At 34.4% G+C, this 18469-nt stretch carries 20 protein-coding genes and 1 tRNA gene; 12 read left to right on the top strand and 9 right to left on the bottom strand.

Features of this window, described 5'->3' with window-relative positions; all coding sequences use genetic code 11:
• Nucleotides 1–5: 5 nt before the first annotated feature.
• From AAGD62_RS01480 to ribF, 4 genes are read right to left on the bottom strand one after another with little or no spacing between them, the layout of a single operon-like run.
• The gene (locus AAGD62_RS01480; protein WP_010962819.1) at nucleotides 6–1325 is read right to left on the bottom strand and encodes a M16 family metallopeptidase; all 1320 of its coding nucleotides are present in this window, start codon (nucleotides 1323–1325) and stop codon (nucleotides 6–8) included.
• Nucleotides 1312–2652 (bottom strand): M16 family metallopeptidase, encoded by a 1341-nt coding sequence (locus AAGD62_RS01475; RefSeq protein ID WP_155969065.1) that lies wholly within the window; start codon nucleotides 2650–2652, stop codon nucleotides 1312–1314. Before AAGD62_RS01475 ends, AAGD62_RS01480 begins: the two co-directional genes overlap by 14 nt.
• A gap of 29 nt (nucleotides 2653–2681) precedes the next feature.
• Nucleotides 2682–3158 carry a signal peptidase II gene (lspA, locus tag AAGD62_RS01470; RefSeq protein ID WP_006279329.1) on the bottom strand — a complete coding sequence of 159 codons (477 nt, stop codon included), beginning with the start codon at nucleotides 3156–3158 and terminating at the stop codon, nucleotides 2682–2684.
• Nucleotides 3155–4087, bottom strand: a complete 933-nt coding sequence (gene ribF / locus AAGD62_RS01465) for a riboflavin biosynthesis protein RibF (protein WP_010082493.1) — start codon at nucleotides 4085–4087, stop codon at nucleotides 3155–3157. The genes lspA and ribF overlap by 4 nt, the downstream gene beginning before the upstream one ends.
• Before the next feature lie 68 nt (nucleotides 4088–4155).
• Here ribF and grxC point away from each other — a divergent pair, with 68 nt between their 5' ends.
• The 6 genes from grxC (at nucleotide 4156) to AAGD62_RS01435 (ending at nucleotide 10047) form a co-directional block, all read left to right on the top strand.
• On the top strand, nucleotides 4156–4494 hold the full coding sequence (grxC, locus tag AAGD62_RS01460) for a glutaredoxin 3 (RefSeq protein ID WP_007550037.1): 339 nt from the start codon (nucleotides 4156–4158) through the stop codon (nucleotides 4492–4494).
• Between the two features lie 115 nt (nucleotides 4495–4609).
• Nucleotides 4610–5482 (top strand): hypothetical protein, encoded by an 873-nt coding sequence (locus tag AAGD62_RS01455; protein ID WP_007550039.1) that lies wholly within the window; start codon nucleotides 4610–4612, stop codon nucleotides 5480–5482.
• Nucleotides 5483–6432: 950 nt separating this feature from the next.
• Nucleotides 6433–7032, top strand: coding sequence for a peroxiredoxin (locus AAGD62_RS01450; RefSeq protein ID WP_155969063.1), 600 nt, complete (start codon nucleotides 6433–6435; stop codon nucleotides 7030–7032).
• Nucleotides 7019–7957 (top strand): thioredoxin-disulfide reductase, encoded by a 939-nt coding sequence (gene trxB / locus AAGD62_RS01445; RefSeq protein WP_155969061.1) that lies wholly within the window; start codon nucleotides 7019–7021, stop codon nucleotides 7955–7957. Before AAGD62_RS01450 ends, trxB begins: the two co-directional genes overlap by 14 nt.
• A 207-nt stretch (nucleotides 7958–8164) precedes the next feature.
• A complete protein-coding gene (locus AAGD62_RS01440; RefSeq protein WP_231115827.1) occupies nucleotides 8165–9595 on the top strand; it encodes an ankyrin repeat domain-containing protein in 1431 nt (476 codons plus the stop codon).
• A gap of 134 nt (nucleotides 9596–9729) precedes the next feature.
• Nucleotides 9730–10047 carry a hypothetical protein gene (locus AAGD62_RS01435; protein WP_231115826.1) on the top strand — a complete coding sequence of 106 codons (318 nt, stop codon included), beginning with the start codon at nucleotides 9730–9732 and terminating at the stop codon, nucleotides 10045–10047.
• Here the strand turns inward: AAGD62_RS01435 and AAGD62_RS01430 are convergent.
• Genes AAGD62_RS01430 through AAGD62_RS01420 form a run of 3 tightly spaced genes read right to left on the bottom strand, consistent with a single transcriptional unit; the run spans nucleotide 10044 to nucleotide 13457 of the window.
• Nucleotides 10044–10973 (bottom strand): tyrosine recombinase XerC, encoded by a 930-nt coding sequence (locus tag AAGD62_RS01430; RefSeq protein WP_155969059.1) that lies wholly within the window; start codon nucleotides 10971–10973, stop codon nucleotides 10044–10046. The two genes, AAGD62_RS01435 and AAGD62_RS01430, sit on opposite strands and share 4 nt — an antisense overlap.
• Nucleotides 10974–10975: 2 nt before the next feature.
• Nucleotides 10976–12355, bottom strand: a complete 1380-nt coding sequence (lpdA, locus tag AAGD62_RS01425) for a dihydrolipoyl dehydrogenase (protein WP_155969057.1) — start codon at nucleotides 12353–12355, stop codon at nucleotides 10976–10978.
• The gene (locus AAGD62_RS01420) at nucleotides 12348–13457 is read right to left on the bottom strand and encodes a PQQ-binding-like beta-propeller repeat protein (RefSeq protein WP_155969055.1); all 1110 of its coding nucleotides are present in this window, start codon (nucleotides 13455–13457) and stop codon (nucleotides 12348–12350) included. Before AAGD62_RS01420 ends, lpdA begins: the two co-directional genes overlap by 8 nt.
• Before the next feature lie 357 nt (nucleotides 13458–13814).
• On the opposite strand from AAGD62_RS01420, the gene AAGD62_RS01415 reads away from it, so the two are divergent.
• From AAGD62_RS01415 to AAGD62_RS01405, 3 genes are all read left to right on the top strand, one after another.
• Entirely contained in the window at nucleotides 13815–14108 is a 294-nt protein-coding gene (locus AAGD62_RS01415) for a transposase (RefSeq protein ID WP_080717625.1), read from the top strand.
• A gap of 262 nt (nucleotides 14109–14370) precedes the next feature.
• A complete protein-coding gene (locus tag AAGD62_RS01410) occupies nucleotides 14371–14520 on the top strand; it encodes a hypothetical protein (RefSeq protein WP_285520262.1) in 150 nt (49 codons plus the stop codon).
• The gene (locus tag AAGD62_RS01405; RefSeq protein ID WP_022626339.1) at nucleotides 14490–14741 is read left to right on the top strand and encodes a hypothetical protein; all 252 of its coding nucleotides are present in this window, start codon (nucleotides 14490–14492) and stop codon (nucleotides 14739–14741) included. Before AAGD62_RS01410 ends, AAGD62_RS01405 begins: the two co-directional genes overlap by 31 nt.
• Before the next feature lie 106 nt (nucleotides 14742–14847).
• On the opposite strand, the gene AAGD62_RS01400 is transcribed toward AAGD62_RS01405, so the two are convergent.
• Both AAGD62_RS01400 and AAGD62_RS01395 read right to left on the bottom strand, forming a co-directional pair.
• A tRNA-Ser gene (locus AAGD62_RS01400) sits at nucleotides 14848–14934 on the bottom strand.
• A 31-nt stretch (nucleotides 14935–14965) separates the two neighbouring features.
• Nucleotides 14966–15772 (bottom strand): DUF2163 domain-containing protein, encoded by an 807-nt coding sequence (locus tag AAGD62_RS01395; RefSeq protein WP_010962809.1) that lies wholly within the window; start codon nucleotides 15770–15772, stop codon nucleotides 14966–14968.
• A 145-nt stretch (nucleotides 15773–15917) separates the two neighbouring features.
• On the opposite strand from AAGD62_RS01395, the gene AAGD62_RS01390 reads away from it, so the two are divergent.
• The 3 genes from AAGD62_RS01390 (at nucleotide 15918) to AAGD62_RS01380 (ending at nucleotide 18454) form a co-directional block, all read left to right on the top strand.
• Nucleotides 15918–16750, top strand: a protein-coding gene (locus AAGD62_RS01390; protein ID WP_094189578.1) for an IS5-like element ISWpi1 family transposase whose coding sequence is annotated in 2 segments (ribosomal slippage) — nucleotides 15918–16287 and nucleotides 16287–16750 — 834 coding nt in all. Because the reading frame shifts where the segments join, the coding sequence is not laid out codon by codon here.
• 39 nt (nucleotides 16751–16789) lie between these two features.
• The gene (locus AAGD62_RS01385) at nucleotides 16790–17662 is read left to right on the top strand and encodes a hypothetical protein (protein ID WP_341812727.1); all 873 of its coding nucleotides are present in this window, start codon (nucleotides 16790–16792) and stop codon (nucleotides 17660–17662) included.
• Nucleotides 17663–18214: 552 nt separating this feature from the next.
• Nucleotides 18215–18454 carry an IS630 transposase-related protein gene (locus AAGD62_RS01380; RefSeq protein WP_341812726.1) on the top strand — a complete coding sequence of 80 codons (240 nt, stop codon included), beginning with the start codon at nucleotides 18215–18217 and terminating at the stop codon, nucleotides 18452–18454.
• Nucleotides 18455–18469: the final 15 nt, after the last annotated feature.

The raw sequence follows: 18469 nt of genomic DNA, 5'->3' as shown, positions 1-18469 counted from the left end.
AATAATTATTGACCTTGAGCGTTTTTTCCAACTTCAACAAAAAATAAATTTTCAGGTTCCAGTAAAGAACTTGCCAGTTCGTTTACTTCCTCTAATTTAACATCATTAATGATATTCGCATAATTATTTATACGGTTAACATCACGATCATTTATCTGCATATTATCTAGCAGCGTTGCTGTATTTGTGTTATTGGACAGGAAAAGGACAAGATTATTTACCAAGCCAATTTTTGCATCCTTGAACAATTGTTCGTCAATTCCTTGCTTTTTTATTCTGCTAAATGTATCTTTTACTGCTGATATAGCTTTGCCAGCAGTAGAACTATCAGTACTTATAAATCCAGATATAATATTTCCATGTTTATTGGAAATAATACTTGCATAAACACCATAAGTAATACCCAAGTTTTGCCTCAGTTCTGTCATTAATATTGAATTCAGCCTCATGCCACCAAGTGCATCAATTAAGACACCAGCGTTATAATAATTAGGATCTTCATAAGCTATACCTTTTTGAGCAAAAAGTATCACACTCTGTGGTATATCCATAAAAATATTCTTACTTTCTGCAGAACCAAAATTATTTTTTACAGGTATTTTTCTAACTTTTGATCTTTTTGACGGCAATTTAGATAAATATTTATCTAATAGCGTAATAATTTCTTCTTTTTTTGTACAACCAGCAACACTGATAACTATGTTATCTTTAGCAAAATTACGCTTTATGTATGTTAAAACATCGTCTCTAGTAATGCTCATTATAGTATCAAGAGTACCGTACACACTTTTTGAGTAAGGATGTTTTTTAAACAATAACGTATCTAATTCTTTTCCAGCAACAAAATAAGGATTTTTTTCAAGATTATTAAAATCAACTTTGGCTTTCTCGAAAACTCTATTCAACCCTTCAGGGTCAACTTTAGGACGCATTATAGTATCGCTCAGTAATGAAATTGCTTCCTCTAGATTGTCAGACAAAGTATTTAATGAAACCCTAAATGCTTCTAAATCAGCAATAAAATTTAAACTAATCCCTTTATCTTCAAGCTTTTTCGCAAAATCTTTGGCATCATTTTTTCCTGCCCCTTCTTGGATTACAAGAGAAGTAAACCAAGCAAGCCCCTGTTTTTCCTTATTCTCATACACATAACCTGCATCCTTGAACGATATATTTAGTGAAACTTTTGGCAAATCATGATTTTCTACAAATAAAAACTTAAATCCTTTACGGGTAGTGACCTCCTCTATATTTAGGTTACCACTTGCTTGTAAATTAAAGCCTAGACAGAAAAAAAATAGAAATATAATTTTACTTATTCTCATTATTATCTCCTTTTGGTAATAAACGACCAATTAACTTATTAGCAGAAAAAATAGCACGGATTTTATTATTTACATCCTCTAGATTGACATCATTAATCTTGCTATATGAAATATCTATTTCATCAAGTGGAATACCAAGTGCAAGGTGTGGCACATAGAACATCGCTATATGAGTTAAGTCAGATAGATTATCAAACTGTGCTGCCTTATACCTATATTTTGAGCTTTGTAATTCCTCGCTCGTCACCTCTTTAGATACGAAGCCATTAATAGCATTATCTAACTCTCTTTCAACAATATCTAAATTAGCGCCACTTTTTGGAATTATCATAATATCAATGTAGCCATCACTAAAAGCTAGGCTATTATAATAAGCAAACACTGATACTGCCACATCTTTATCTAAAACCAAATCTTTATACAGTTTGCTGGATTTGCCGCCACCTAAAATGTCAACCGCTAAATGAGCAGCAGAGGCTTCATTTATGTGATCAAATAAGGGAACACGATAACGAAAATATAAAACTGATTCTTTTACTTCAGTGCTCTCTAAGGTCACCGATAGACCTGCATTATGCACTGGATCCTGATTTGGGTAATGTCTCATTACAGGCTTAGCTTTAATTTCGCCATATTTTTCTTCTGCTAATTTCACTACTTCATCAAACTCCACATCACCCACAATCAGCAATATTGCATTACCAGGGTGATAATAACTATCGTGAAACCTCACTATGTCATCCTGATTGTAAGTTTTGATATCGCTCTCCCAGCCAATAACAGATCTACCATAGCCATTACGGTAAAATGCACTATCCATTTCTTCCCACAACAAGTTATGAGGTTGGTTATCAAATCTCATTTTTCTTTCTTCCAGTACAATGTTTTTTTCTCTATCTATTTTATCTTGAGTAACATTAAAGTTTCCCATTCTATCTGCTTCAACTTCCATTGCCAGTGGTAAATCTTTTTTGGGGACCAACTCATAATAACAGGTATATTCTTTAGTGGTAAGCGCGTTAAATTTAGCCCCAATGCTACTCATAGTGGCTTCTATGTCTTTAAACTTTCCTGTAGTTTTAAACATTAAGTGTTCAAAGTAGTGAGCCAATCCTGCTTTGCCGATTGGATCATCCATTCCCCCAACTTTGTATATTACTGCATGTAAAACAGATGGAATCCGATGATTAGGAACAACATAAACATCTAGTCCGTTACTGAGTTTAGCATATTTTATGTTGTGCTCTATGCTCAAAGCCTTCAAAGAAATTGAGCAAGTAAAAAAAAGTACAGGTAGTATAAGAAAACTAAAAAACTTGTGAAGCATTATTTCGACCTAATATAAAAACAATTATTTTATTCCTCATTTTGTTTAGAAATAAGCATATCGTATATATACCACTTATATAACAATGTAAACATTCCACAAACTATAGATAAATCTGCTAAATTAAAGGCTGGCCAATACCAATCATCAATATGAAAATATATGAAATCATATACAGCTCCCCAATAGATCCTATCAACTACGTTTCCGATTGCTCCACCAATCATCAGAGAAAAACCAAGGTAAGTTGACTGATCGTCAGACTTGTATATCAAATATGCAAGTATACCAATTATTAGTATTGAAAATGCTGAAAAAAAGAAACCGCCATGTGGTAAAGCGCTACACATTCCAAAACTAATACCTGAATTCCAAACTTCAACTAGTTTTATAAAACTAGCGATCTCAATTGATTCTCCTTCATCAATCAATGAGTTTATGTACAATTTGCTCGTTTGGTCAATCAATACTATAATTAATATAACAACTAAGCATAACTTTTTCATAAATTTGCCTTTAACCTATAAACTTTAAGTATATCATAATTTATCTGTTTTGTTAACTCCTCAATACTATGGAATTTTTTTTCTGACCTTATGAATTTTAAAAGTTGTATATTGACTTTATGACTATATACGTCTTCATCAAAATCGAATATGTGCATTTCTATTATAGGCTTTTTCAGATCCTTAAAAGTAGGTCTCATACCAATATTGACTACTCCATATAACCAATTTGGATTACTATCAGGAAAAGTCACTCTAGCGTAATATGTGCCAAACTTAGGTTTTATCATGCAATCTTCTATAGGAATATTTATGGTTGGAAATCCTATTTCTCTACCTCTACATGCACCTTTTGTCACAACACCAGAAACTTGATAAGGCCTGCCGAGCAATTTATTAGCAATTTCTATTTCGCCCCTTTGTACATACTCCCTTATTGAAGAAGAAGAGCAAATTTTGCCGTCAATTGTTAATGGCTCTAATTTAGTCAAAGAGTATCCATATATTTCAGAATATTTCTCTAGAGTTAATATATTACCCAATCGTTTATGACCAAAAGTGCAATTTTCTCCGACAATTATGTGTTTAGCGCCATATTTATCTATTAAAATCTCACTGATAAAGTCATCGCAGCTAACCTCAGAAAAACCTCTATTAAAATTAATAATATATAAGTAATCTATACCATAGCTGCTGATTAGTTCCTTTTTTTGTTCTTGGTCTATTAACCTAAAATTGTTTCTACCAAATAAAACAGTTGATGGGTGAGGCTCAAAAGTTAAAACTGCAGAGGGTAATCCTCTTTCTTGTGCTACCTTCTTTAGAGTAGAAATTGCAAACTCGTGTCCTAAATGAATGCCATCGAAATTTCCGAAGGTTAGTGCTATATTATTTTCTATTCCTTGCTCACAATTATAAATAATTTTCATACAATTTGATGTTTTTACATGTTTCTTATATATAATAACTATATTTTAGTAAGCTACGGAGATAAATTGTGAAAAATGTTGTGATATATGTAAAGAAGGGCTGTCCATACTGCATAAGGGCAAAGGATTTACTAGATAAAAAAGGTGTGAAGTATGAAGAAATTGATGTGCTCAAAAACTCAGATCTATTTAACGACATAAAATCAAAGTATAACGTTAGAACAGTTCCACAGATTTTTATCAACGATAAGCACATTGGGGGGTGTGACAAATTGATGGATCTTGAAAAAGAAGGAAAGTTGGATGATATGCTAAATAATAATGACAATCACACTGATGTCACAACCTACACAAACAGCAATGATGAATGTGGAGAGTGTGTTATACCACATGATGATTTTATGTAACTTTTTATCTTGTTTTGTCGTGTAATACGTAAATGAAAACTAGTATGCTCACTTTAAACAATTCTTAATGAATTAAAAATACAATTCATTCAGTGAGTTTTTTTAGTGGGAAAAAATGACAAAAAATATTTCAATTATTAGCAGAAACTTAATTAGTATCGAATTAGTTAACAAACAAGATTTAGAGAATTTCATCAAGATTTTCACAGTGCTTGATAAACATATAGCAGCTAAAACACTTTTTACAGAAGAAGTGAGAATAGAGTATAAACAACACAACGGCATAGAAGTTGTTGAATTGCTAAAAGATACAGACTTTACATATCATGAGGTTGAAAATGTATTGAACCACCTGAGTAAACATGGAATGAAGGTGCCCAGCAGTGTTATAGCACACACCCTTTTTGCTGCATACAATCATGCACTTGAATTTAAGGATGTAGCATTTTCCTTTTCTGAAGGCTCTCCACAATTTAACATCAGAGTGAGTAAGAACACCTTCATAATAACTCCTATGAGTGAGGAGAATTTGGAATTGAATTCACAAAGTAGCAAGAAATTAATAGAGTCGTTACAGAGCGAAAAAAATATTTATGATTGTATAGTAGAAGAAAATACCATTAAAGTTATAGTGCATTCTGAAATACATCAAGCTATAAATTTGATTATAAAATCACTGATAAAGTCTCGCCTTTTAGCAAAAGAGGAAGAAGGAAAATTCAAAGAGAAATTGAGACAACTTGCTTTTAAGGATCAAGCTTTTGTTGAGTATTCCAGTATCAAAACCATCAGTAGGTATCCACATAATCATCCTCTGAGAAAGCATGAAAGTGTTACTAAGGATATAGAAAATATTTTATGTGATTTCATAGCAAATGAGAATAGCGAGTTCGCTATAGAGCGGTTAAATAGGCTGAGCTCAGCAGTTTCTCCGGATACTCCAAGAATCATCACTAAAACTATAGATAAACTTGTTAAGTTTCACTAAGGTATACGAGAGCCAATAGACTTCTTGTATTACCTTTTGTCATCCAAGTAGCCAAGGCTACTTGGTTCTTTTTTTGGGTTCCAGCACTATGTACATAGCTGTACAAACATTGTAGCCGTTATTCAAGTAGCTATAGAAACGAAAAACTTACTTGACAAACTCCGCCAGCCCCCTTATCATGAAACTGAAGCTATTTATTTATCTTCTCTATACAGATTAAATGACAAAAAAACTCACGTATCTGGCGTCTCATGTTTAATTTTTTGCACTATGTGCACCTTATGTCTTTATAAAACTTCTAGGTTTTTACCTAATATAAGCTAAAATGCGCTTATAAAGCATTTAAAACATAAAAAAACGCCAACTTAAAAAATGGATAGTGAATAACTAGCTACCCTAGGGTTTCTTTTGCCTTTTTTTCTGTTTAGTAAATTTCTTAATGTTTATAATTTAGATTAGTTGCGGCTTAAAAGCAACTGAATCGCGGTTATTAAACGTTTAGAATAAAAAAACGCCATACTTGAAAGTATAATGTAAGTAATTAGCCAACCACGGGGCTTCTTTTGCCTTTTTTTTCGTTTGGCAAATTTTTTAACATTTATAGCTAAACGACAACCGTCATCCCGCTACTTGTTAGCGGGATCTAGAGATACCGCGAATGAATCGCGGTATGACGGTTCGTGGCGGTATGACGGTTCGCGGTGGCATGACGATAAGCTCGTCATCCCGCTACTTGTGAGCGGCTGAGATACCGTGGCGGTATGACGGTTCGCGGTGGCATGACGTAGAATTTTATACTCACCAACTCAGTATTCCAACCTGGATTGTATCTTATCGGTAAAAAAGAAGAGCTATTTTAGGAAGTTTTTATAGGACTAAAACCAAAGAAAACTTGCATATAAGTTTATCAAGATGTAAAATTGAAGTTATTTTAAAAGAATAGGTTAATTATGAATCTTGTAACAAAATCTGCTATCGATTTTACTGCTCCAGCTGTTCTCTCCGGCGGAGAAATTGTTGATGATTTCTGTCTGAGTAAGCGCATAAAAAATAAGTATGCTGTCCTTTTTTTCTATCCACTTGATTTTACTTTTGTTTGCCCAACTGAATTGATATCGCTCAATAATAGAATAAATGAGTTTGCAAAGCGTGGTGTTGAAGTGATAGGAATAAGTGTAGATTCAAAATTTTCACATTATAAATGGCGAAACACTCCAGTTAATGATGGTGGTATTGGAGAGATTAGCTACACTTTAGTGTCTGATATCAAAAAGTCTATATCAAGAGACTATGGGGTCTTATATGATGACTCAATTGCGCTGAGAGCAACTTTCGTTATTGATGATAAATTTATTGTACGTCATCAATCGATAAATGATTTGCCTTTAGGGCGTAATATCGATGAATTCGTTAGAATCGTTGATGCAATTAAACATAATGAGGAGCATGGTGAAGTATGTCCAGCAGGGTGGAAGAAAGGTAAGCCAGCAATGCAGGCAAGCGATGAAGGAGTAGCTGATTATCTAAACTCATACAGTGAAGAATTATAAATTTAGTACAAAAGTTCTTATTATTGGATCTGGGGCAGCGGGTTATGCTGCCGCTATATATGCAGCACGTGCAAACTTAGAGCCAATTGTAGTAACGGGAATGCAGCCTGGTGGTCAGCTTACAATTACTACAGATGTTGAAAACTATCCTGGTTTTGTTTCAATACAGGGTCCAGAACTAATGGAGCAAATGAGGTTGCATGCAGAAAAGGTTGGAGCAAAAATAATAGATGATGAGATAAAAAGCGTTGAACAACTTGAGGATTTTAATGAGTATAGATTTAGATCTTCTGGTAATACTAATGACTACTATTCAGATGCAATTATAATTGCATCCGGTGCGCAAGCGAAGTGGCTTGGTTTAGAAAGTGAAAAGAAATTTCAGGGTTATGGGGTTTCAGCTTGTGCGACTTGCGATGGTGCATTTTTTAGGAATAAAGTTGTAGCTGTGATTGGTGGTGGAAACACTGCTGTTGAAGAAGCAATATTTTTAACTCGATTTGCCAAAGAAGTGATATTAATACACAGGCGTGATAAATTAAGAGCGGAAAAAGTAATGCAAGATAGACTCTTTAAAAATGATAAAATAAAAGTAATGTGGAACCATACCGTAGAGCAGATTCTTGGAGAAGAAAATCCGAAGAAAGTTACTGGTATTATAGTTAAATCAACGGAAGCTCAAGAATTGAAAGTCGATGGAGTGTTCATTGCAATTGGGCATGCACCAAATACGGGTATTTTTAAAGGCTTTGTTGAAATGGATGAGCAGGGTTACATCATTACAAAACCTGGAACAACTTTAACTAGTAGGGCAGGAGTGTTTGCTGCAGGTGATGTTCAAGATAAGGTATATCGTCAAGCAGTAGTTGCAGCAGGAACAGGATGCATGGCTGCGCTTGATGCAGAAAAGTTTTTGGAGTCGTAGTTAATTCTAGGATTTTATAGCTAAAGTGACTTAAGTTTACCGATAATTTTAAAAACAAAAATTCGTCATTCCGCTACTTGTTAGCGGAATCTATGCTGAGATACCGCGGCGGTATGACACCTTTCTTGGGTTAGCTATAGATAAATTGCTTGCAATTTTCCTTTTTTTTTACATAATTATGTTAGTAAATTATTAGATGGGTTTAATATGCTTTATGGAGAGAATAGGACAAATACTAATGGTTACAGATATCAGAGAACTCTAGATGCACCGACACAAAAGTTATTTAAAGCTATTGATGATGAAAATCTAGAAGATTTTAGACAGGCTATAGAAGAAGGTGCGGATGTTTATGCACGTGATGAGAAGAACATGAGACCTTTGGAGTCTATAAAGGATAAGTTAGTGAATGTTTTATCTAATAAGAGTGCCTGTGCTGTTAGCAGTGATAAGCAAAAAACTACGTTAAAGGAAATGACTAAATTGCTCACTACAAAACAGTTATTTAAAGCTATTGGTGATAAAAACCTAGAAAATTTTAAACAAGCTATAAAAGAAGGTGCGGATGTTTATGCACGTGATGAGAAGGGCATGACACCTTTAATGATTATTGCTAGGGCCCGTGTCTATGATAGGCAGCAACCTGTGCTAAAGGAAATGGTTACATTGCTGTTATTTAAGGCTATTGATGATGGAAACCTAGAAGATTTTAAAGAAGCTCTGGCAGAGGGTGCGGATGTTAATGCGTTTGATAAAGAAGGCATGACACCTTTGATGTCCATAGTTACTAATTTGTCTGCAGGCTCTGAAACAGGAAAAGAATATCAGAATATGATTAGGTTGCTCCTACTGCACCGGAGCATAGATGTTAATATTTCTGAACAAAATAATAACAATACAGTTTTGCATCTAGCAATGTGCTTTCAACAAAAGAAAACTTTACAACTCTTACTAAGTCATCCAAACATAAACACTTATCTAACCAATAAAAACCATCAAAATCCTGAGGAATGTGCTAGACAAAATCGTGCTGGGCATTTGATAATAGAAATACAAAAAGCACAGAAAGGAAAAGAATTATTAGCTGCTCTTTCTAGCGGAAATATTTGCCAAGCGAAAACACTATTGAATCAAGAGCTTCATCCTAATTGCTGGAGAAGAACCCAAGATGGAAGAATAAAAACACCACTTAGCTTAATTATTCGATTATGTTTACGAACGATAACAGAAGATGAAAAAGAAGTATTGACAAAACTTTTAAAACATAAAGACCTAGATTTTAGTTACGAGCAGTATGCACAATTAAAGCAAACAATTGAACAAGCTATTACAGAGCGATTAACCGGTACTATTAATAAAAAAGATTTAGATGATGTAAAAAAATTAGTAGAAGATAATGACTTCATGAATTATGCAATTATTATTGCTGCATGGAGAAATGTTAATAATCCAATCGAGTCTATTGTAAATTATCTAAATGAAAAATTTCCTGCAAATACATTACAACCTTTGGCAAGTACGAATGATATACCGGTAGGTTCTGAGCAAGTTATACAAGAACTTAAAGGTGAACTTGAAAGAACGAAAGCTCAACTCATAGAAAAAGAACGAGAGGCATTGACAAAATTTCACAGTTAGAAGAAGATTTAAGGCAGGAAAAATCGGCTCAAAAAACAAAAATCAATGATCTAAATAGTGAAGTAACTCGACTTAATAGAATTGTGTGTGGAAGAGCAAGCGACACTGTCGAAATTTCACGATTAAAAAGAGATTTGAAACAAGTAAGGGAAGAAAGAGATAGGCTTTTATCAGAAAATAGACTGCTCCGTAGTAATAAAAACGAAAAATCCTCGCAAGCAATTTCTTCTGGTAGAAAACTAAGCAACTACGCTTCTGCATGTTTTATATTGCTTGGAGTATATACTGTTGTTGCATGTTTAGTAATAGAAGATTATCCAGGGATAATAAGTGCTTTCTTTACAGCAGTTGCACTGGCTTTTTTTTTATTAGGATGTTGTAATTTATATAAAGCAAACACAATACTTAGTGATGTTGAAAGCACTCAGCTTGGTGGTTTAGAACGAAGTTAAAGTTTTGATTTCTTCTCCAGGCCCTGCTGAAAATTTTTGTACATGTTAAAAACATCTTGATAATTGAGGTGAGTGTAAATTTGAGTAGTTTCCAGGCTTGAGTGACCAAGCAGTTGTTGTATTGATCTTATGTCAATATCTTCCTGAAGCAAATGAGTAGCAAAACTATGGCGAAATGCATGTGGAGATAAAATTTCTGGTAAATTTAACATTCTCCTTATTTTTTGCAAACGATTGGCCACATAAGTTCTTCCCAATTTTTTTCCTCTTACTCCCAAAAAAAGATATTGTGCTTCATCATTAATGCCAAGATAAGGACAGGCTTTTACATATTCCTGTATACATTTTTTTACTACCGGAAGAATGAATACCTGCCTTTGTTTATCTCCCTTACCTGTTACTATTAAACTTTCATTGTTAATATCACTAACCCTAAGGTTCAACGCTTCACTGATTCTTAAGCCTGTACTATATAGCAGGACGATAATCGCAATTTCTCTTTTTACCACCCAAGATTCGCCCAGATCGGATAGTTTCATTTCTTTCAATAAAGTTTTTATATTAGGTATTGATAATGCTTTGGGCAGAGTTCTTCTCTGAATTGGCCTTGATAAGGAAAATACAGCTTCATTGTCTATATTGTGGTTATTTTTTATGTACTTGAAGAAATTTCTGATTACTGAGAGTGCTCGAGTGTTGGATCTTGCGTTTACACCTCTTGCGTAACGAGAGGTAAGCCAACTTCTTAACTCAGGTACGCTCAATTTTTCCAAAGTGCCGACATTTACTTCTCCACCAATGTGAGTATTTAGGAAACTTATAAGATCCTTCAAGTCCCTCATGTATGACTCTAAAGTGTTTGGTGAATAAGATCTGTTGCACCTCAGCCACTCATACCATTTTTCAATGATTGAACCGAGGTCCACAATTATTTTTTAAAGAAAGCATCGATGCACGCATCTCGAAAGGCTTCATTTATATCAGGATGAGAGTGACAAATTCTGTATATATCCTCTGCTGCTGCACCATATGCCATTGCAACCGCTGCTTCGTTGATTAGCGTATCAGCGTATGCTCCTATGATATGCACACCTAGTATTGTATCTGCTCTGCTACAAGTCAGCACTTTCACGAATCCTTCAGCATCATCAGTGATTTTTGCTCTGCCGTTTGCAGCAAATTGACATTTACCAACTTTGTACTTACGGCCAGCATTTTTGAGTTCCTCTTCGGTTTTACCAATCGAAGAAACCGCAGGGTGAGTGTAAATGACAGATGGTATGATTCCATAATCAACGTGAGGTGACTGTCCTGCTATTATCTCTGCAACTGCCACTCCTTCTTCCTCTGCTTTATGAGCAAGCATTGCTCCACCAATCACATCACCAATAGCAAATATTCCTTTCACATTAGTTTCATATCTGTTGTTAACTTGAACGAAACCGCGATTATCTTTTTCTATTTTTTCATCAATACCAAGATTCTCAGTGCATGGTTTGCGTCCTGCTGCCACCAATACCTTATCCGCCTCTATAGTGTTTGTTTGATTATCTTTTACAGAGCAAACTTTCACACTCAAAGAATTACTACTTTGTTTTATCTCCTCAACTTTAGTGCTAAGTAAAAATTTTATTCCTTGTTTTTGTAGACTAGAAAGTAGAGACTTACTTAATTCTCCATCCATTGCTGCAGCGATTCTATCAAAAAATTCTACTACAGTGACTTCAGACCCTAGCCTCCTCCATACAGAAGACATTTCAAGCCCTATTGCCCCAGCTCCGATTACGACAAGTTTTTTTGGTACTTCAGTTAAAGATAGTGCACCGGTGGAAGAAATAATGTCTTTCTCATCGATATTAATTCCTGGCAAAGAAATAACGTCAGAACCGGTTGCAATTACTATATTTTTTGTCTTCAGCACCTTACCTTCAACTGAAACTTCAAGATTACCTTGGTCAAAAGAAGCAAGCCCATTGATTTTAGTGATTTTGTGAAGGTTAAACAGATATTCTATACCTTTTCCAAGTTCCTGAACTCTGGCGTCCTTATAGCCTAGCATTTCTTTTAAATCGAAACTTGCGTCCTTAATTTTTATGCCAAGCTTCGACAGATCATTTTTCGTGTGAGCATACTGATAGGAAGAATGGAGCAATGCTTTGGAGGGTATGCACCCAACCCGCAGGCACGTACCACCAAAAATGCTATTTTTATCTATGCAGGCAACTTTCAATCCAAGTTTTGCAGCAGCGATAGCACACTTATAGCCTCCTGGGCCACCACCTATAACAATTAAATCATAATCAGTCATAAAAAACAAACCTATTTTCTAAAGAATAAACACCTTTTCCCTCAGTTGTTACATATATCTTATTGCGAGTAAACACTGGAGTGTGAAACACATTACCAGGTACTTTGACTACCTTTCCTGCACTTTCAGATCCCGGAAAAGCAAACATTGAACCTTTATTGCTTGTCACCCACAGTGTATGGGCATGCATAATTGGAGCAAACAATTGCGTATTTTCTATTAAATCAGATGCCCAGACTGTTTCTCCATTTTTTATATCCAGGCCAATTATTTTATCGTCTTTAGTAACTATAAAAATTCTGCCGCCTTCTTTTTGTTTCTCTGCAGGAATAAGAGGACTATAATATGACTCAATGTCTGATACACTTTTTACTTGCAGTGACTTTGACCATAAAATATTTCCTGATTTTACGTCAATACCATAAATATAAGAATTATTTGTAGCTATTAAAGTATCGCCAAGCACTCTCGGTGTAGTAGTTACATCTGTGAGCTGTGTATCCAAAAGGTTTGTAGCCAATTTTTGGCTCCACAATTTTTTACCATCTTCATTAAAAGCTATTAACTCACCATTTGAAAATGGTGCTATTATTTTATCGTTAGAAATTGTTGGCGATATGGAATACAAACCTCGAACCTCATTGATACCGTTTTGATAAGCCCAAGCGGAGCTGCCATCTTTTATATCAAACACGTACAGATAATTATCAATAGTCAATACTACCAATTTATTATTTATTACTGCTGCTTTTCCTCTTACTGGAGCTCTCAATTCTTTTTCCCACTCAATCTTGCCAGTTTTTGCGCCTATTGCGTGTAAAGTGTTATCCACTATAAAGAAAACATTTTTTTCATAATGTGATAGGCTCATGTTACCAATTTTTTTCCTATGTGAGAGGTGTAATTTCCAATTCATAGCCTTTGAGTTATCAATATCAAAGGAATATAAAGCGCCGTGCTTGTCTGATAAAATAACGCTATTTTCTATAAGCACTGGAGCTACATATCCTTGAGATAGTTTTTTATCCACTAGACTTATTCTCTCGCTTGCCATTGTGTAACTGCTACACAATAACATTATCATGACAATTATTACTTTCATTATTTATTGAAAACAAGATTCATTAATATACATCTTAAGAACCTTAATTACAACGGAAATGTTCTTGCTGCATGTTAAAAACGTTGATTTATGAACGAAATATTATATTATTATGTGAGATAATGTATATTCTTAGAGGTAGTACACCTCATCCACTATGCAGCAACGTGCATAGCTGTATGAACATTGAGATATAAAATAATTTATACCAAGAAGAAAGATGTCATCCAAATAGCCTCTTTTCCTGTCATCCCAGTGCTTGACACTGGGATAGCTTTGTTGCATAGCAACTGAAAAAATCTGGTGGCTACTGACAAAATTCATTATAAATAGCTATTTAACTGTTGAAGAAAAAATATGCCACAAAAAATGAGAGTTAGTAACTGCCATGAATATAACAAATTTCTAGAAAAAAGAGGAAATATTTTTCGTTACATCGATAAAGCTATCGAAAATTGGTATGAAAATAGTCCAAAAATGCAGGGCGGCAACTATATTTATAGTGATAAAGTTGTGATTTTAGTGCATATAATCGTTAATCTTTTTAGAATTGGCTTAAGACAAACAGTCGGGTTTATAAAAGGATATTTGCAACAAATAGGAAGAGATTTGGCAGTTATCAGCTATTCGCAAGCTTCAAAAAAAACTTAATATTAAGATCAATGATTGCAGAATTGATAAAAATAATATGGAAGATATCGAAATTGCCATAGATAGCACAAGCATCAGCATTTATAACAACACACAGCAAGGAAAATAGCGCTGATAGAAAATATCGTGGCTATGAACAGACAAGAAAATTGCATGTAATGTTGAATATAAACAGCAAAAAAGCCATAGCTGCAAAATACAGTAACGGTCTGATCACTATGGAGCTTGCGATTTACTTAAAGGAGTTAATTTTCAGCATGCCATAAAAGCACTATATGCAGACAGAGCATATGACAGACATAAACTCTATAAATTGTGTGATGAATGCGGCATAAAGACAAAAATTCCTCCAAAAAAACAATGCAGCAGAGCATCCAAAGTATGGCAGAGAGAAATGCTGCAATTAGACTAATAAAGTCATACAGCGAAGATGGAATGAAGAGGTGGAAAAGGCAAACAAACTACGGAAAAAGATCTTATGTAGAAAGTTTTTTCTCGCGACTGAAACAAACATTCGGGTTTAATTTTCGGAACAAATCTGAAATTAATCGTGGGAAGGAACTGCTACTCAAGTGTTATTTGCTTAATCAATTTACTGACATTGGTATGGCTAAATTTGAAATGGCTACATGAATTTATCGTAAATTACCACCGCATAGTTGTAACATTGTACCATATTACAATGTTCGTACAGTTGTGTGCGCGACCGGGGGTTTTATACTATTCTAGAAGTAACATACGGAAAAGGGGGGATTCGAACCCCCGACATATTTTCATATGTGCACGCTTTCCAAGCGTGTGCTTTAGACCACTCAGCCACCTTTCCATGCTTATTCATAATATTGAAAATTGTACTGCTAAACAATATAAAAACCTGGTATATAGGGTTCACCACGAAAATTCACAGTATTGTTAAACTTGCTTCTGCAAGTTGGAAATGTTTTATCGCAACCTGCGAGTATTGAATATTTATCTCCAGCAAAAATTTGGTATGGAGGCGAAGTAAACAACGTAACTACTTTATTTTTATATTCTTTTACTACACCTTCAAACGCTATTGAGCCAAAGAATTTTACTACTCCGTGCTTATAATATTCATCACTCTCAGTTAAATTCGTGTCTTCAAATCTTCTTTCGTCTATTACTTTAGTGATTGTACTTATTTTACTAAATTTTTTAGTATCGGCTTTACATTTATCATCGCAAAATTGTGCTCTGCATGCAGGAGAGTATAATTCTGCTATGCTTCTCTCAAGCTTTGCTGAAAGCCCTCTAATTTCAACAATAAATCTTCCACTACTTAATGTCACTTTACCAAAAATTCCTGAATGTAGATTCATTGTTCCCTGGGTCAAGTCTTTATAATTCACAAGAAATATTTCAATATTTGCAAAGTCGTACTTTCCTGATAAAACATCTTCTTCTTTAATATCAGCACTATTTAATATCCCTTCAATTTCTAGATTATCAGTTTTTAAATCGCTGTTTAATATTATACTACTGGCTGTAAATCCACTTGAAGATTTATAGAGTATATTATCAATATTTAAATCTTCATCATAGTCAGTGAATCCCATTACTTCTCCACCTGCGAGCTTTAATTTCCAGCACGTAGCAGTGGTAAGTAATTCTCCAGCTAAATGATTTTTTAGTGTGGTTTGCATAGGGGACTCCTGCTTAATTGATTAAATTTGAAAGTAGCTATACGGCCAGTAGAATAAGGGCAGTGTGTTCTTTTCTTATCATCTAAGAGGTTGTCCGGAAATAAGTAAAAGGCTATAATATCTGAAATTTTAGTACGGGGTAAAGATGAGAAAAAAGTATCCAACAGATCTAAGCGAAAGGGAATGGGCAAGAATAGAAAAACACTTCAGAGTATCATACAAGAAAGGAGGAAGGCCGCCAAAGTATAGCAAAAGAGAAATATTAGAAGCAATTTTCTATGTATTGCGTACAGGGTGTCAATGGCGGTATTTACCAAATGATTTTCCGCTATGGAAGACTGTGTATGAGCAGTTCAGGCAATGGAAGAAGCAGGGAATTTTTGAGAAAATGAATTATGAAATTACAAAATATAGTAGAAGAAAAATAGGAAGGAATGAGCAGCCGAGTGCCTGTATAGTAGATAGTCAATCTGTAAAGACTACAGAAAAGGGGGGATCAAAGGCTATGATGGAAGTAAAAAAGTAAAGGGTAGAAAAAGGCATATAATTACAGACACTCAGGGTTTTATACTAGGTTGTTACGTAGGCGCTGCTAACGAAAATGATAGAGATGGTATTAAAATAGCATTAAACAATATGAGAACAAAATATACTAAAGTTAAAAAAATGTGGGCTGACATGGGATACCAAGGAAGAAATTTAAAGAATCACATAAAGGAAGAATATGACATAGATATTGAAATTGTTAAAAGGCCTCCATGTAGATTTTGGGTGCACAAAGATACGCCACCTGAGCTACTACCAACAAGAGAACAAGGGTTTAAAGTACAGCCAAGAAGATGGGTTGTAGAAAGGACTTTTGCTTGGGTTAATAGGAATAGAAGGCTATCGAAGGAGTATGATTTACTCACAACATCCACTGAGAATTTCATATACCTAGCTATGAGTAGGGTTATGTTAAAGAGGGAATATGCTTGAATTTACTAGTTTCCGGACAACCTCTATCATGCGCCATGGATGCACTACGGGATAAATGGTAGAGAATTTGTTAATGGTTTAACGAGAGAACGATCCTTTAAGCCTGGTGAATTGCATAATGATCAAAAATCCATGCTACAAAATTGGGCAATTTCTATTGTTAATGAGCAAGGTAGCTATACATATGGGCAAGTCTGGAAAGATATAAACAATCCTGATATTACCAGAGGGGAATTCTTAGATGGTACAGTAAGCACAAAATTAGTATTCACAGAAGCAACACAGAAGGATATTCCAACTCTTAAAAACAGTATCTCTTGGACTAGCTATATTAATCAATCTGAAAAAGGAACTCCAAAGGTATTTAAGCAACTGAGATTATTTCAAATTGACTTTTTAGTCAAAGATAAGAGATCAGAAGAAACAGGATGGGTTGCAGGTACGTTTATTTATGATTGTACCATAAATAATAAAAATCCATGGTTGAATATGAAGTTAATGGGTATTGCTTGGGGTAACGACACTAATTATTTTACGGCAGATTATATAATCGGAAAAAGGTTATTAGAATGTTGGATAAATCCCGATGTGATGAAAAGTTCTTTAGGATATTTAGGTAGACTTAATGGTCCAATAGATAATAAAAAATCTTCATGTTTGTCATGCCATAGTACAGCACAACATCCTGAGAAATCTTCATCAGTACCACCAAAGCATGCAAAGGAACAAGAAATAAAACATTGGTTTAGGAATCTAAAGGAAGAATCATTTGATGATGGAGCATTTAATTTTGATTATTCCAAGCAGTTGAGCCATGGCATTAGAAACTACTATAGTGCTAAAAAAGAAAATGATCCTATTGGGTGTAATGCCTTTAATTATAAAGATATCACTCAAACTCCAATCAACTAATACAGTTTATGGCTTATTTATAATGGTCTTTTAAACGTGTGAGGGTGAAACTGTCAGATGGAAAACACAACAAGGCAATATCTTCTTGTGGATAGAATACCTTTGAAAGAAACACCTAACTTTAGCGTCACAAAAAATTTCATTATTTACTTTCTTCAAAAACACGAAAAAAGTACGTATATTTGTGAGAACAATTTAAACAAAAGCGGCGTTGTGAAAATAAAAACATAAAATTACTGCAACAAAGCTAGGCAAATTAATTCGTATATAAATGTGGCTAAAGTAGGCTAATATAGCTGGTTTTACGATATAGTAGAATTATTATATAGAAAAGTTCGCACGTATTGAGTGATAGACCAACGCACCCCAAAACAAAAAGTTCTCACGGTTATTATTTTTAATTAAACAAAAGCGACCATATTATTAATTTAATGACAAAAATATTGAAATAATGTTATTAGTTATAAAAAGATAACTTTACTTTGTTGATTTTTTCAACTATAGTACTTCCCAGAGTAAATGATAAAGGTATAATAAGCTATTTGAGTTATAATGGCGTATAGTGTGGATTTAAGGGAAAGGGCAGTATCGATGATAGAAAAAGGGAAGTCAAAGGTTGAGGTGGCAGAGCTTTTGGAGATAGGAATAGCAACTCTGTACCGCTGGTTAAGAAAGAAAGCCGCTGGTGAAAGCCTAAGGCCATCGAAAAACGGCAGCTTTATTCGAAAAATAGACCCAAAAATACTCGAAGAATATGTTAGAGGTTGTCCGGAAATAAGTAAAAGGCTATAATATCTGAAATTTTAG

It is taken from the genome of Wolbachia endosymbiont (group A) of Eristalinus aeneus (genome assembly GCF_964026915.1).
Taxonomy (GTDB): domain Bacteria; phylum Pseudomonadota; class Alphaproteobacteria; order Rickettsiales; family Anaplasmataceae; genus Wolbachia; species Wolbachia pipientis.
Note: the sequence above shows the minus strand (reverse complement) of the source record. Positions and strands in the feature narration are given on the sequence as shown.

Excerpts from the sequence above, each read along its gene's own strand:
- AAGD62_RS01480 (WP_010962819.1), bottom strand. The coding sequence starts at position 1,325 with ATGAGAATAAGTAAAATTATATTTCTATTTTTTTTCTGTCTAGGCTTT.
- AAGD62_RS01385 (WP_341812727.1), top strand. The coding sequence starts at position 16,790 with ATGCACTACGGGATAAATGGTAGAGAATTTGTTAATGGTTTAACGAGA.
- AAGD62_RS01420 (WP_155969055.1), bottom strand. The coding sequence starts at position 13,457 with ATGAAAGTAATAATTGTCATGATAATGTTATTGTGTAGCAGTTACACA.
- AAGD62_RS01415 (WP_080717625.1), top strand. The coding sequence starts at position 13,815 with ATGCCACAAAAAATGAGAGTTAGTAACTGCCATGAATATAACAAATTT.
- AAGD62_RS01380 (WP_341812726.1), top strand. The coding sequence starts at position 18,215 with ATGGCGTATAGTGTGGATTTAAGGGAAAGGGCAGTATCGATGATAGAA.
- AAGD62_RS01450 (WP_155969063.1), top strand. The coding sequence starts at position 6,433 with ATGAATCTTGTAACAAAATCTGCTATCGATTTTACTGCTCCAGCTGTT.
- AAGD62_RS01475 (WP_155969065.1), bottom strand. The coding sequence starts at position 2,652 with ATGCTTCACAAGTTTTTTAGTTTTCTTATACTACCTGTACTTTTTTTT.
- AAGD62_RS01395 (WP_010962809.1), bottom strand. The coding sequence starts at position 15,772 with ATGCAAACCACACTAAAAAATCATTTAGCTGGAGAATTACTTACCACT.
- lspA (WP_006279329.1), bottom strand. The coding sequence starts at position 3,158 with ATGAAAAAGTTATGCTTAGTTGTTATATTAATTATAGTATTGATTGAC.
- ribF (WP_010082493.1), bottom strand. The coding sequence starts at position 4,087 with ATGAAAATTATTTATAATTGTGAGCAAGGAATAGAAAATAATATAGCA.
- AAGD62_RS01405 (WP_022626339.1), top strand. The coding sequence starts at position 14,490 with ATGGCAGAGAGAAATGCTGCAATTAGACTAATAAAGTCATACAGCGAA.
- AAGD62_RS01455 (WP_007550039.1), top strand. The coding sequence starts at position 4,610 with ATGACAAAAAATATTTCAATTATTAGCAGAAACTTAATTAGTATCGAA.
- lpdA (WP_155969057.1), bottom strand. The coding sequence starts at position 12,355 with ATGACTGATTATGATTTAATTGTTATAGGTGGTGGCCCAGGAGGCTAT.
- AAGD62_RS01440 (WP_231115827.1), top strand. The coding sequence starts at position 8,165 with ATGCTTTATGGAGAGAATAGGACAAATACTAATGGTTACAGATATCAG.